The following is a 14,220-nucleotide window of genomic DNA, read 5'->3' as shown; positions in this document are numbered from 1 at the left end:
ATATTTTCAATGCAATTCCGATGCAATTATTACATTACAGCATTCTTACTATTTGCGAGCGTATTCCTAGGGAATGCACAACAATCAAAATCCGAGAAGGATACCTTAAAAAAGGCCACCAAAGAACTTCCTTTAGAGCCTGAGCGCACGATTTCCTTTTCTACTGATAAGGGCACATGGATTTCCTTGGATGTTAGCCCAGATGGTAAATCGATCGTTTTTGACCTTATGGGCGATATTTATATGATGCCTATTACAGGAGGCAAAGCCCTACCTATTACCAAAGGATTGGCATACGATGTACATCCGAGATATAGTCCTGATGGAACATCTTTGGTTTATATTTCGGACAAGAGTGGATCGGATAATATTTGGACCATGGACATTGCCACAAAAAAAGACACCCAACTAAGCAAAGAGAAAAAGGAAAATTTCTTTGCTGCAGATTGGACTCCAGACGGACAATATATCATAGGATCTAAAGGAAGGAGAAATCCCAAACTACATATTTATCACAGGGATGGGGGCAAAGGGAACGAATTAATTTCCGAACCAAAAGAACTAAAGACTATAGATCCCGCCATAGCGGCCGATGGAAAACTAATCTACTTTTCTCAACGTAAAAATGCCTGGAATTATAATGCACAACTGCCGCAATATCAAATTGGCACCTATGACATGGTTGATGGGGATGTTGCCACAATAACATCGAGATATGGTTCAGCATTTACACCCACTTTGTCCAATGACGGGCATTGGATGGTTTATGGAACAAGATTTGAAGAAGAAACAGGGTTGATACTTAGAAATCTTAAATCAGGGGAAGAAAAATGGCTGGCCTATCCTGTACAGCGAGATGAACAGGAATCTATTGCACCCTTGGGAGTATTGCCGGCTATGTCATTTACCCCGGACAGCAAGAACTTAATTGCGTCCTACGGAGGCAAGATCTACAGCATATCTTTGGAAAATAATGTAGCCAAAGAAATACCTTTTGAGGTAGATGTGCAATTGGACCTTGGTCCAAGATTGGACTTTAAATACCCTATTGAAGATACGGCTGATGCCATGGTTACCCAAATTAGAGACGCCAAACCTTCACCAGATGGCGAGAAGTTGGCATTTACAGCTCTCAATAGACTTTACATAATGGATTTGCCCAATGGTACACCAAAAAGAATAACGAACCATAATTTCACAGAAGCCCATCCAGCTTGGTCACCCGATGGGAAATACCTTGTATTTACAACTTGGAAAATCGGAGGAGGTCATCTTTACAAGGCCAACATTGATGGTCGTGCCAAAGTGGAACAATTGACGAAAGAGCCAGGTATTTTTACGAATCCATCTTGGTCGTACAATTCAAATAGGATTGCTTTTAATCGTGGGTCGGCCCAAACCTATAATGATGCTATAAGTACTTTTTCTGATAGTGCCCAAGAAGATCTGGTCTGGATTTCATCAGAGGGAGGAAACATTAATTTTATTGATAAATCCAAAGATCGGACCTATCCACATTTTACAAAAGTAGATGATCGTATTTATCTATTTGACAGCAAAAAAGGGCTGGTATCCATTCGTTGGGACGGCTCGGATGAAAAATCCCACTTAGAATTAAAGGGTATTGAGACGTATGGATCTTCTGATGTTTTTGGAAAGGATCATGATGACCACTATCTCCCATCCATTATGCCATCCTCGGAAGAGGGGTGGAGGGCCGAGGATAAGGCTTCAAAAGCGGCTCAAATACTAATCTCTCCAGACGCTTCTACTGCCTTGGCTAAAATTAACAACGATATTTATTCTGTTGTAATCCCAAGATATGGTAAGACCCCGTCAATATCGGTAGCGAAACCTCAGGAGGCGGCTTTCCCAGCTATGAAACTTACCATTATGGGGGGAGAATTTCCTGTATGGAGTGCAGATAGCAAATTGGTACATTGGTCCCTAGGGGCTAGTCATTTTGCTTATGATCTGCAGGCAGGAAAGAAATTTAATGACAGTCTGGCCGCTGCGAAAAAAAAGGAAGAAGAATTAAAGGACCTTGGTAAAACAGGGGATTCATCAAAAGTTGATAAAGTTAACGGTGAAGACCCAAAGAAGAATCCAAAGTTTAAAGCCCAAGAATATAAAATAAAGGTCACCTACAAAAAAGATATTCCCAAGGGAAATTTATTGTTGAAGGGAGGACGCATTATTACAATGAAAGGTAATGAGGTTATAGAAAATGGAGATATTCTAATTGAAAATAACCGTATAAAATTGCTTGGGGCTTCTGGTAGTTTTGATGTTCCCTCTGGTACAAAAATCCTGGACATGAGCGGAAAAACCATAACTCCAGGTTTTATAGATACCCATGCCCATATGTGGCCCAACTGGAACGTTCATAAGAGCCAGGTGTGGATGTATTCTGCAAACCTTGCTTATGGGGTAACCACCACAAGGGATCCTCAAACTGCGACCACCGATGTACTTACCTATTCCGATATGGTAGAGGCCGGTATGCTACACGGCCCACGAGTTTATAGTACAGGACCAGGTGTTGGCTATTGGTCTTATCAAATTGAAAACTTGGAGCACGCCAAAGATATTCTGAGGCAGTACAGTGAATATTACAACACCAAGAGCATTAAAATGTATCTTGTAGGTAACCGTCAGCAGCGCCAATGGATTATAATGGCTGCCAAGGAACTTCAATTGATGCCGACCACTGAAGGGGGACTAGATTTTAAATTGAATATGACCCAACTATTGGATGGCTATCCTGGACACGAACATTCCTTACCCATTTATCCTATTTACCAGGATGTGGTAAAGAGTATAGCAGAATCGAAAATGGCAGTTACCCCAACTTTATTAGTTTCTTATGGAGGTCCGTGGGCAGAAAATTATTATTACGCCACTGAAAATGTGTGGGGAGATCAAAAGATTCAATATTTTACACCTTATGAAGAATTAGCAAAAAAATCAAGGAGAAGACCGGGTTGGTTCATGGAAGAAGAGCATGTTTTTAAGAAGCATGCCGAATTTATGAAGGATCTTGTTGCAGCAGGAGGATTGGCAGGTGTTGGTAGTCATGGCCAATTACAAGGTTTAGGTTATCATTGGGAATTATGGTCCGTGGCCAGTGGGGGAATGAAAAATCACAATGCTCTAAAGGTAGCTACTATCCTTGGGGCTACGGCTTTAGGATTGGATGGTGATTTAGGAACACTCGAAGCAGGTAAATTAGCAGATATTTTAATTCTCTCTAAAAATCCCTTGGAGGATATCCGAAATACCAATTCCCTTTTGAATGTTATAAAAAATGGAAAAGTATACGACGCTAATAATTTGGATGAAGTTTGGCCAACGGCAAAGAAGGCTGAGAGCTTTCATTGGCAGACGAAAAAGCCAACAGGAATCCCTGGTGTAGAAAAATAGAAGAAAGTTCTATACCCAAAAAAAAGGCCCTCAACATTGAGGGCTTTTTTTTGGATTATACATAGTGAATTAATCTTTGCCCATTGGTATTGGGACGCTCTTCTTTTTCCAATCAATTTTTGGGGATGGATAATACTTTACATCCATCATTTCTAGGTAGGAAGCTTGATTGCCCAGGCGGATTTTATAATTTTCCCAATCCCTATTTTCTTCTGTTGTCCACCCCAATTCGGCATACCCTATAATTCTGGGGAAGGCCAAATATTCCAACTCATCTATATTGCTAATGGTCTCTGACCATAAAGGTGCCTCAATGCCTAAAATATGTTTGGATTGCACTCCTTTCAGGTACTTTTCAGGGCTCCATTGATAGGCGGTGTCCACAGGGATATAAGCGGCCCAATGGAGTCCGAATTTGGAAAGGGTATCGTACTGCATATCCAGATACGCTTTTTTGGCAGGGGATAGTATAACCTTACTGCCTTTTCTTACTGCAGTAAGTGCATTTGATTGGTTGCTCCAATGCTGGGCGATGGTGGTAGTGTCTATATCGGCTTGTACGATCTCGTCCCAACCGATCATTTTTTTACCATATTTCTGGACTAGCCTTTCCACTTTATCCACAAACAGGATATAATCTTTTTTCTTGGTAACATGGCTTTCATCCCCTCCAATGTGAAAATAAGGTCCCGGAGTTATGGCACTGATCTCACGGATGACATCATCTAAAAAGGCATAAACAGTATCTTTTCTAGCATCAAAGGTACTAAAACCCACTCGGGTACCCGTATATGGTTTTACTTGTTTGCCATTGCCGTTTAAAAAGGGGTAGGAGACTGAGGCGGCATTGGTATGGCCCGGCATGTCTATTTCAGGTACTATTGTAATATGTCTTTCAGCTGCATATTTGACAAGATTTTTATAATCATCTTGGGTGTAAAAGCCTCCTACACCGCCACCGACTTCTGATTTTCCACCAACCTCAGTTAGTTTTGGCCATGATTTGATCTCTATGCGCCACCCTTGGTCATCGGATAGGTGTAGATGCAGGATATTTATTTTATAGTAGGCCAAAACGTCCAAATATTTTTTCACATCTTCTACACTAAAAAAATGTCTGGCCACATCTAGCATGGCTCCCCTGTAAACATAATTTGGATGGTCCCAAATCTTTCCTGTGGGGATCAACCACATTTTATGGTCCGTTAGGGTGTCGTTGCTGGTTTCAGGTATAATCTGTCTCAGGGTCTGAATACCCCTAAAGGCACCTTCGGCGGTTTTTGAATTGATAATTACAGAATCCCTGGTGATATACAGTTGATAAGATTCATTGGTGGCCAAGTCCAAACTATCAGATTGGTTGATGTAAATGATACGCTCAACTGTTTCGGAGACCGAAGCATTTACCGGGATAGAAATATTTATTTTCTCATTAATTTTTTCGGAAAGGAATTGACCAGCTTCCGGAAAACCGATTGAATTTTGAGAGGTGTAGATCGCCGTATGTTCGTCTAGACCAAAAGCACTATTGGTAGCTATGGTTTTAGAAGGCTTGGGAATCATATGTTCCGCAGCTAGATCAGTTATCGGAAATTGTATGTTTTCTTTAACTTTTTTTTCTTGACAAGCAACTAAGGCTATGATGAAAATAAATAATAGAAAGGATTTGATTAGGTGTGATTTGATCATGGAATAGGCTTGTGTAAGGTAAAGGTAATTGATTAGTTGACATGTTCCTTGATCACCGAAAGCCACAGGTCATACCCCTTGGAATTCATGTGTAGGCCGTCACTTAAAAATATGTCACGCCTTACCTTATTGTTGTACAACATGGTATCCCATACATTGGCATAGCTTATGGTGTCATCTCTTTTACTCAATCGTTCTAAACCACGGTTCAATCTTTTGTACTTATTTCTGTGGCCCCATCTAGCTAAACTCGGTTTGGCAGAAATAAGTACAATTTCTGTCTTTGGATCCTTTGCTTTGATACGGTCGATGATTGCAATGGTATTTTCAAGAATTTTCACTGTTCGAACATGGGCCGCGATATCATTGTCCCCCTCGTAGATAAATACCTTTTTAGGTTTGTATTCAAGGATGAGTTCATTGGTATAGCGCAATAGATCGGAAGACTTTGAACCTCCAAAGCCAGAATTTACAACCTGGTATTCCGGAAAGGCTTTTTGAATATTATCCCACATGCGGATACTGGAACTACCTGTGAAAACAATTGTTGTTTTGGAATCATCCAAAATTCTACCGTATTTTTTTTGGATGGACAACACTTCCTCTTGGAATGGTCCACTATCCTGTGCATTGCCAAAAAATAGGAAAAGGAGTGTAAAGATGAATAAATATTTCACAGAAGGAGTTGGTTTGGTGCTAACAATAACGTTTTTAAAATACTAATATTTTTTAATTATTGTATAATTTTCTTGTAAAAATATTAAATAATTCGTTCAATTGAAACAGTGATACAATGATTTATCTGTTTGTTTATCAGTATTTTATGATTGGATTTGTCAGGCCTTCGGCAATGGACCAATCGTAGAATCGCTCAATCCAATTATCCGACGGCAGTCCTTGTGTCTTCATTCCAAATCCATGTCCGCCTTTTGAGTACATGTGCAATTCTGTGGCGATACCCTTCTTAGCCCAGGACGTATACAGTGCTATACTTGCAGGTGCCAATCCCAATGGATCATCTGTAGCACAGATAATCAACATAGGTGGGCCATTGGAAGGGGTGTCGTGAAAAGGAACAATATCCATCCAAGGATATATCGGGACTAGAAAATCTGGTCTATCTTCTTTTGAAGCACTGTAAATGACCGACATGGTAACAGCACCCCCCGCAGAAAATCCCATAAATCCAATTTTGTTGGAATCTACGTCCAATTCTCCTGAATGCTTTCTTACATATCGTATGGCGTTGAGACCGTCCTCTGTAGACAAGGGCAATACTTTTGTAGCTTTTACGGTGACCTGTTCACCATCCGTATTCAAATCGGACACTGCATCTTCCCCTGTGGGCACCAATCGATATTTAAGCACAAAAGCGGTAATGCCCTTGCTGTTTAACCATCGGGCAACATCATTTCCTTCACTATTGATACTATGGGCATAAAGGCCTCCTCCAGGTGCTATAATTACAGCGGTGCCATTTGTTAATGAAGGATCAGGTCGAAAGACTTCCATGGAAGGTTTGGAAACATTGGTCACCACTTGGGTCTTCCAAATTTCGGAATAATAGGTTTTTTCTGACCCTTTCCATTCTATTTCCAAAGAATTTTCTGAAGGTAAATGCACAATTTCTTGAGATAGTAGAAGGGTGGGGATCATCATTATTAAGAGCAGGTAAAGGTATTTCATGGGCATAGGTTTAACAAATTAATAGTTGAGTAGTGGTTTTTATTTTAGGTAGCAATTGGAACGTCTTCTAATTGGCCCCATTCGGTCCAGGAGCCATCGTAAACCGCAGTCGGGTTCTTTTGAACCAATTCACTGGCCAAAAGAATAATACAGGCTGTAAGGCCAGAACCACAACTAAATACTAGTGGACGGCCCCCAAGTTTTAGGTCCTCAAAAACTTGTTTTAAATCTTCCTTGGGAAGAAATTGACCAGCTTTTATGACTTCTGTATAGGGAAGGTTTAAAGACCCTGGTATATGTCCGCCCTTGAGTTCCTTTCGTGGTTCTGGTTCTGTTCCGCAAAAGCGCCCCGAGGATCGAGCATCGATCACTATGGCTTCATTTTGTTTTAGATTGTGTAATATATTTCCGGCGTTCTTGACCATGTTTGGTCTAAATTTAGCCCTAAAAGTTCCCTTGGGATAAGTCACTTCTTGTATTGGTTCTGTCGGCAACCCTTCTTTTACCCATTTAGGAATCCCGCCATCCAATACGGCAATATTATCATGTCCCATGGCTTTAAACATCCACCAAACCCTCGGGCTGGTATAAATACCCAAATTGTCATAAACGACAATTAGGCTATCAGCATTAATACCCAAAGCTTGACAAGCAACGGTGTAGGAATCCTCCTCCGGCAACATATTGGGTAAGCTGCTATCCTTATCCGAAAATGATTTTTTCAGATCAAAAAACCGGGCATTTTTAATTCGAACATCGGTCAAATCAGCAGTATCGCCCGATTTGTTATCGGACATGCTCGCATCCAAAATTATCAGGTTGGGATCATTTATTTGGCTTTTCAACCATTCAGTGGTAACCAAAGGTGCTAACATGTTTTCTTTTTTATACTAAAATAAGAATTTTATGGACCTTAATGACTTCAGCCTTGTTAATAACATCATCAATTTTTATTTCAGCTGTACAGACCATAAATTATTGTTAAAGCCTGGCTTAATGGGTTAATAGAGCGTTAAACAGGTTAATTAATTTGGGTTCTAACGCCTTAACGTTTAACTTTAAAGTATGGAGAACGTATTAATAGCAGGTGCCAATGGTACCACAGGAAAAATTATAGTAAACCTTTTAAAGGAATCACAATATTTTAGGCCTATAGCCATGGTCCGAGAGAAAGAGCAGTTGGAACAGTTTGAGAATATGGGGGTTAAGACCATCTTGGGCGACTTGGAAGAAGATCTGGTGCATACCATGGAAGATATAGATAAAGTCATATTTGCTGCTGGTTCAGGAGGAAAAAAAGTAATTGAAGTAGACCAAGAAGGGGCAAAAAGACTTATTGATGTGGCCAAAATGGCACATGTCAAAAAATTTGTAATGCTAAGCTCAATAGGGGCAGACCAACCAGAGAAAGCTGATAAATTACAGGATTATTTACGTGCCAAGCAGAATGCCGATGAGCATTTGAGACATAGTGGCCTTAATTATACTATTGTACGTCCAGGGGCATTAAAGGATGCCGAAGGTGTGGGCAGGATAGCATTGGCTAAAAGCTTGGATAAAGAAGGTGACATCAGCCGACAGGATGTGGCCCAAACTTTGGTAAGGGTTCTACATGATACCACTGCCAATGCCACTACTTTCGAAATATTGGAAGGGGATACTCTTATCGGAGAGGCAGTCAAATCTGTTTCGGTAGCTGAGGCCGAATAAGCATATAAAGATTGAGTTAGTTGAAAAATCCCTCCAAAGGCAAAAGTCTTGGAGGGATTTTTTATATCCATTATCTAAAAGAAAGTACGAACTAAGACTGTTGCCAGGCCTATGACAAATAATGTTGTAAAAATGATTTTGTTGTATTTGGCCAACCAATTTGGAAGAAAAATATCGAAATTATCTTTCTCTGAATCGGAGTATTTTCTTGCTAAAATTGTCAAGGGACAGAACATCTTAAAAATCAGTAATACAACGCCCTCGCCAAATACTAGTCCAATTGCTATCCATGTGAAGGAATTTATGGTGTTGGTAATCCCAGTATATAGGATATAAAATAGTATACAGACAAAAAATAGCCAGATCAACGTATGGAGAAATTTAATGGCGAAAAGCTTGTTTGCCTTGTTCATTGGGAGTGTCTTTACATATGGTGGGAACAACTTCCTCTAAAATAACAATTAAATCGTACGTGGGCTTCTAGGGTAGATTTGTATTTTTACAAAAACTATTTGTATGAATTCGAGAGCCTCCCAATTACAAGCCTTTGACCGTTTATTGACCATAATGGATGAACTTCGGGCCAAATGTCCTTGGGACCAAAAGCAAACAATGCAAACCCTTAGGCACCTTACCATTGAGGAAACCTATGAACTGGGTGACGCTATATTGGATAATGATCTTGAAGAAGTAAAAAAAGAATTGGGAGATGTACTATTGCATATTGTTTTTTACGCAAAGATTGGCAGCGAGACCAACTCATTTGATATAGCTGACGTAGCCAATGACATATGCGAAAAACTTATCAATAGACACCCGCATATTTATGGGGATGTCAAAGTTGCCAATGAGGAAGAGGTAAAGCAGAATTGGGAAAAAATAAAATTAAAGGAAGGTAAAAAAAGTGTTTTGGAGGGGGTGCCAAGTAGTCTTCCTGCATTGGTTAAATCCAACCGAATTCAGGACAAGGTGGCCGGAGTAGGTTTTGATTGGGAAAAACCGGAACAGGTTTGGGAAAAGGTCCAAGAAGAGTTGGGGGAATTCCAAGATGAGGTAAAATCAGGGAATACTGACGCTATGGAGGCCGAATTTGGTGATGTGTTGTTTTCCATGGTAAATTACGCCAGATTTTTGAATATCAATCCCGAAAACGCATTGGAGCGTACCAATAAAAAATTTATTAAAAGATTTCAATATTTGGAAGAGAAGGCGAAAGAACAGGGTAAGGCCTTAAAAGATATGACCCTTTCCGAAATGGATGTCTTTTGGGAAGAGGCCAAACAGCTTTGATCAAAACTTTCGTTGAGGTCATCTGTTCAGCTGTTTCTTAAATCCAATACTATTTAAAACATTGGCATAAAATCACTAGCGGCTTCGTTTGATCCCTTTTACAACTTCATACCATATCACGGAAATAAATCCAATCCCAATGCTGGTCCATAATTGATCGCCAGTGAGACTTTCAAATTGAAAAAACGCGGTAAAGGGATCTATGTAGAGTAACACGCCCGTAAGTGTTATGGTAATGCCAATGATGAGTCCCACTAAATTATTCTTGTATTTCAGAGTGGTAAGAGCAGAAAAGTAAAAAGATCTGTTCACCAAGGTCAGAACAATATTTGCGGCTATCAGGGTAGTGAAGACCATTGCCCTAGTTGTGTTTTCATTTAAATGATTGGAAACGGCCAATTGGTAAACTGTTAACGTCCCAGCGGTAATTGCCAGCCCCTGAATAACACTGGTCATTAATTCTCGCCAGCTGAAAAATGTTTTTGAAAAAGGGCGGGGTTTTTGGATCATGGTATTTTTCTCCATGGGTTCATTTTCATAGATAATGGAACATGTAGGACCCATTATCAATTCTAAGAGAATCACATGAATAGGGGTGAAGATATTGGGATATAACCAGCCTAAGGCTAGTGGAATAAATACGGTAAGTATTATTGGGATATGAATAGATATGACATATTGAATGGCCTTTTTTAGGTTGGTATAAATTTTTCTTCCCATGGCAATGGCATCAACCATTTTGGCCAGGTCATCATCGACCAATATGAGGGATGCAGCCTGTTTGGCAATTTCAGTTCCTTTTTTACCCATGGCCACTCCAATATGTGCTGCCTTTAGGGCAGGACCATCGTTGACACCGTCACCTGTCATTACCACAACCTCATTGTTGGCTTTTAAAGCATTGATGATTCTCATTTTGGCATCTGGGAACATACGTGTGAAAATTTGGGTTTCTTTTACACACTCCTTTAATTCATCGTCCTTTAATTTCATAAGGTCATCACCGGAGATGCTTTTTTCATATCCTTTAAAGTTCACCTGTTTGGCAATGGCCTCAGTCGTCTCTGCATTATCACCTGTCACAATTTTTACGGTAATCCCGGCTTCATTGAATTGGTCAAAAACTGATGCTATATTTTCCTTTGGAGGATCATAAAAGGCTACTAGTCCTTTAAAGGAAAAGGTAAATTGCTGTTGTTTTTTTGGATAGTTGTCCCCGTCAAATTTAGTCTCACCTACTCCTAAAATTCGGTATCCGTTTCTTGCCAGTTCTATGATACTTTTGGAAATAACATCTTTCTGTACCTCTGTAAGGCCTGAAATATCGAGAAAAGCTTCAGGTGCGCCTTTGGCCGCGATGATCCTATTTCCCGATGAATTTTCAAAGAGGTGGGTCATCATGGGGGGCTTACCACCTAAGGGGTACTCATGAACCATTTTATAGTTCGGCCTTTCGTCCAAAGGAAAGTTTTGAGCATAGGATTCATGCAACGCCAGTTCCATAGGGTCAAAAGGGATAGGTTCACTGGCCCACATTGCAAGTCTTATCAATTCTTTTTCCTCCGTGGATAATTCGTCTTCTGGATTGGTAATTTTTTCGGCACCTAAAACGTAGACTCTGGCCAAACTCATTTTATTCTGGGTGATAGTACCTGTTTTATCTGTACAGATCACTGTAGCACTGCCGAGCGTTTCTACTGTTTTCATTTGTTTGACCACAACCCCCAACTTCATTAACCGCCAAGCACCCAAGGCCATAAATGTGGTAAAGGCTACAGGAATCTCCTCGGGTAAAATACTCATAGCAAGGGTGAGGGCTTTGAGCAAACTATCCAGAAGGTCAAGGGACTGGGCGTAGTTGATGCCCCAAACCACAAAAAATACCATGGCTCCCCAAAAAACCATTTTTTTTACAAAATTCCCTATTTGTAACTCTAGCGGGGTCTTCTCACTTTCAATATCCTCAAGACTCTTTCCAATTTTACCTAGGGCCGTATTGTTGCCAATTGCCGTAATAGTTGCTATTGCCAAACCGCTGGCCACAGTGGTGCCAAGGTAAATGGAACTGTCATCATTTGTTACATCCTTATAAACGGCTAGGGATTCCCCAGTAAGAATGGATTCGTTTACCGAAAAATCATTGGAATGTATAATGGTGCCATCGGCCGGGATCGTACTGCCCTCATCTACAATGAGACTGTCTCCAACAACCAGTTCTTCACTTTTAATTTCAATAATCTCCCCATTTCTGTACACCTTGGAATGTGGCTGGGTAAAATCTTTTAATTTTTGAAGAGCATGGCGACTCCTGGAATCTTGATATAGGGAAATGGAAGCTACCATGATAATTGCTATGGCCAAGAAAATCCCATCCCCATAATCCCCGCTGACAAAGTAAATTACCGAAGCCACCAAAAGTAAGATCACCATGGGTTCTTTGGCAAGACTCCTTAAGGCATCGAGGAATCTATTTTCTTTTTCGAAAACTAGTTTGTTCTGTCCATAAGAGGCCCTTGATTGGAGTACTTGTTCATCAGTAAGGCCTGTGATCTCAAAATTATCGATGGACATTTGGTTGTGGTTATCGCTTTTACCGTTGGGTATCTCTAAAATACTGAAAAATCAACAAAATATGGATTCTTTAATTTTATGGATAAACTATTTTCTAGAATCATATCTGTATTGAAACAAAGGATCTCAGATTTGGGACTCATTTGTCCCAATTTTATTCGAGAATACCCACCATTAAAACCGTGGTAACTTCTATATTTGCACTTCAAAATTGAAACCTTGTTCAAGCAGTATACCAAAGAATTCCGTTATAACCTACAATTGTCTTTCCCTGTCATTTTGGGGATGCTGGGCCATACCTTCGTGGCATTTGCAGATAATATAATGGTAGGCCAGTTGGGTACTGCAGAATTGGCCGCAGTCTCTTTGGGAAATAGCTTTGTTTTTATTGCGATGTCTCTTGGTATCGGATTCTCTACAGCTATAACTCCTCTAGTCGCAGAAGCGGATGGTGCAGGAAATAAAGAAGTTGGGAAAAGTGCCTTAAAGCACGGACTGGTGCTTTGCACAGGATTGGGATTGTCCCTTTTTGGCTTGATCATGTTGTCCAAGCCGCTGATGTATATGATGAAGCAGCCGCCAGAGGTTGTTGAATTGGCAATGCCCTATTTAGACTTGGTAGCTTTTTCTTTGGTTCCCTTGATTATCTTTCAAGCCTTCAAACAATTTTCTGAGGGGCTTTCCCAGACCAAATATCCCATGTATGCCACGGTAATTGCCAATATCGTCAATATTGTTCTTAACTATTTATTGATTTTTGGTTCTTTTGGATTTCCTAAAATGGGAATCGTTGGTGCAGCAATGGGAACATTGATTTCTAGGATTGTGATGGTCATTTATATTTGGGTTTTGCTAAAAAACAAAAAGAAATTCCATGACTATGTTACGGGGTTCAACTTCCGTAACATGGAAAAAAAGGTCATGAAAAAAATCATAGATCTTGGATTTCCTTCTGCCCTTCAAATGTTCTTTGAGGTGGGCATTTTTACGGGAGCTATCTGGTTGAGCGGGGTATTGGGTAAAAATTCACAGGCAGCAAATCAAATTGCATTGAACTTGTCCAGCATGACCTTTATGGTGGGGATGGGACTTGGTGTGGCGGCCATGATACGTGTGGGCAACCAAAAAGGGTTGAAGAATTTTCAAGATCTAAGACGGATAGCCATCTCCATATTCTTTTTGACATTTTTATTGGAAATCGTTTTTGCTACCTTGTTCCTTTTGTTCAAAGATTGGTTGCCAACAATTTATTTGGATGTCAACGATCTTGCGAATAGTGCAGACAATACCGAGGTGATCATTATGGCCGCAGAGTTAATATTGGTTGCCGCATTTTTTCAGATTTCGGACGGTTTACAGGTTGTAATTCTAGGTGCATTGCGCGGACTCCAGGATGTAAAGATTCCCACAATCATGACCTTTATCGCTTATTGGTTGATAGGATTTCCCGTTAGTTTTTATTTGGGATTGTATACCCCATTGCGCAGTACGGGAATATGGATTGGACTATTGGCCGGCTTAACTGCCTCTGCAATAATGTTGTATATTCGGTTCAATTATCTTACAAAAAAGTTACTTGTCAATACACTAATAGAAATTAAATAGATAAAATTAATAAGACTATGGATTTTCCTAAATTTTTACTGGGTGACAATACCGATTACCCAACTGCTATATTTGTTGTTCATACAGAGTACCCTAGATTTATCATCAATTTGGAAGATGATGAAGTAGAGTGGTTGGAAGATTTTACCAAAGAGGACGAAAAGGACCTTGAAGCTGAAGCAGAAACCCTTATAGAGCAGGCTACTGCTTTTTATGACAGGGAGATTTCCAGATACGTGGACTAGC

10 protein-coding genes are annotated in these 14,220 nt (G+C 40.2%); 5 read left to right on the top strand and 5 right to left on the bottom strand.

The genetic code is table 11. The annotated features are described in order from the left end of the window. The first annotated feature begins 9 nt into the window (after positions 1-9). Entirely contained in the window at positions 10-3,423 is a 3,414-nt protein-coding gene (locus SB49_RS07025; protein WP_062055155.1) for an amidohydrolase family protein, read from the top strand. A gap of 69 nt (positions 3,424-3,492) precedes the next feature. Here the strand turns inward: SB49_RS07025 and SB49_RS07020 are convergent, their stop codons facing one another. The 4 genes from SB49_RS07020 to SB49_RS07005 all read right to left on the bottom strand — a co-directional run bounded on the left by SB49_RS07020 (position 3,493) and on the right by SB49_RS07005 (position 7,673). Beyond that, positions 3,493-5,112 carry a family 20 glycosylhydrolase gene (locus SB49_RS07020; protein WP_062055153.1) on the bottom strand — a complete coding sequence of 540 codons (1,620 nt, stop codon included), beginning with the start codon at positions 5,110-5,112 and terminating at the stop codon, positions 3,493-3,495. Between the two features lie 32 nt (positions 5,113-5,144). Beyond that, positions 5,145-5,789 carry a GDSL-type esterase/lipase family protein gene (locus SB49_RS07015; protein WP_062055151.1) on the bottom strand — a complete coding sequence of 215 codons (645 nt, stop codon included), beginning with the start codon at positions 5,787-5,789 and terminating at the stop codon, positions 5,145-5,147. 136 nt (positions 5,790-5,925) lie between these two features. After that, entirely contained in the window at positions 5,926-6,798 is an 873-nt protein-coding gene (locus tag SB49_RS07010) for an alpha/beta hydrolase (RefSeq protein WP_062055149.1), read from the bottom strand. Between the two features lie 44 nt (positions 6,799-6,842). Further along, a complete protein-coding gene (locus tag SB49_RS07005; protein WP_062055147.1) occupies positions 6,843-7,673 on the bottom strand; it encodes a sulfurtransferase in 831 nt (276 codons plus the stop codon). Between the two features lie 190 nt (positions 7,674-7,863). On the opposite strand from SB49_RS07005, the gene SB49_RS07000 reads away from it, so the two are divergent. Both SB49_RS07000 and mazG read left to right on the top strand, forming a co-directional pair. Beyond that, positions 7,864-8,508, top strand: a complete 645-nt coding sequence (locus SB49_RS07000; RefSeq protein WP_062055145.1) for an SDR family oxidoreductase — start codon at positions 7,864-7,866, stop codon at positions 8,506-8,508. 516 nt (positions 8,509-9,024) lie between these two features. Beyond that, positions 9,025-9,798, top strand: coding sequence for a nucleoside triphosphate pyrophosphohydrolase (mazG, locus tag SB49_RS06990; RefSeq protein ID WP_062055140.1), 774 nt, complete (start codon positions 9,025-9,027; stop codon positions 9,796-9,798). A 75-nt stretch (positions 9,799-9,873) separates the two neighbouring features. Here the strand turns inward: mazG and SB49_RS06985 are convergent, their stop codons facing one another. After that, the gene (locus tag SB49_RS06985) at positions 9,874-12,369 is read right to left on the bottom strand and encodes a cation-translocating P-type ATPase (protein ID WP_062055138.1); all 2,496 of its coding nucleotides are present in this window, start codon (positions 12,367-12,369) and stop codon (positions 9,874-9,876) included. A 219-nt stretch (positions 12,370-12,588) separates the two neighbouring features. Here SB49_RS06985 and SB49_RS06980 point away from each other — a divergent pair, with 219 nt between their 5' ends. Both SB49_RS06980 and SB49_RS06975 read left to right on the top strand, forming a co-directional pair. Beyond that, the gene (locus tag SB49_RS06980; protein WP_062058960.1) at positions 12,589-13,974 is read left to right on the top strand and encodes an MATE family efflux transporter; all 1,386 of its coding nucleotides are present in this window, start codon (positions 12,589-12,591) and stop codon (positions 13,972-13,974) included. Between the two features lie 17 nt (positions 13,975-13,991). After that, positions 13,992-14,219 (top strand): hypothetical protein, encoded by a 228-nt coding sequence (locus tag SB49_RS06975; protein ID WP_062055136.1) that lies wholly within the window; start codon positions 13,992-13,994, stop codon positions 14,217-14,219. Position 14,220 lies beyond the last annotated feature (1 nt).

The sequence above is a fragment of the Sediminicola sp. YIK13 genome, from assembly GCF_001430825.1.
In the GTDB taxonomy this organism is placed as follows: Bacteria; Bacteroidota; Bacteroidia; order Flavobacteriales; family Flavobacteriaceae; genus Sediminicola.
Note: the sequence above shows the minus strand (reverse complement) of the source record. Positions and strands in the feature narration are given on the sequence as shown.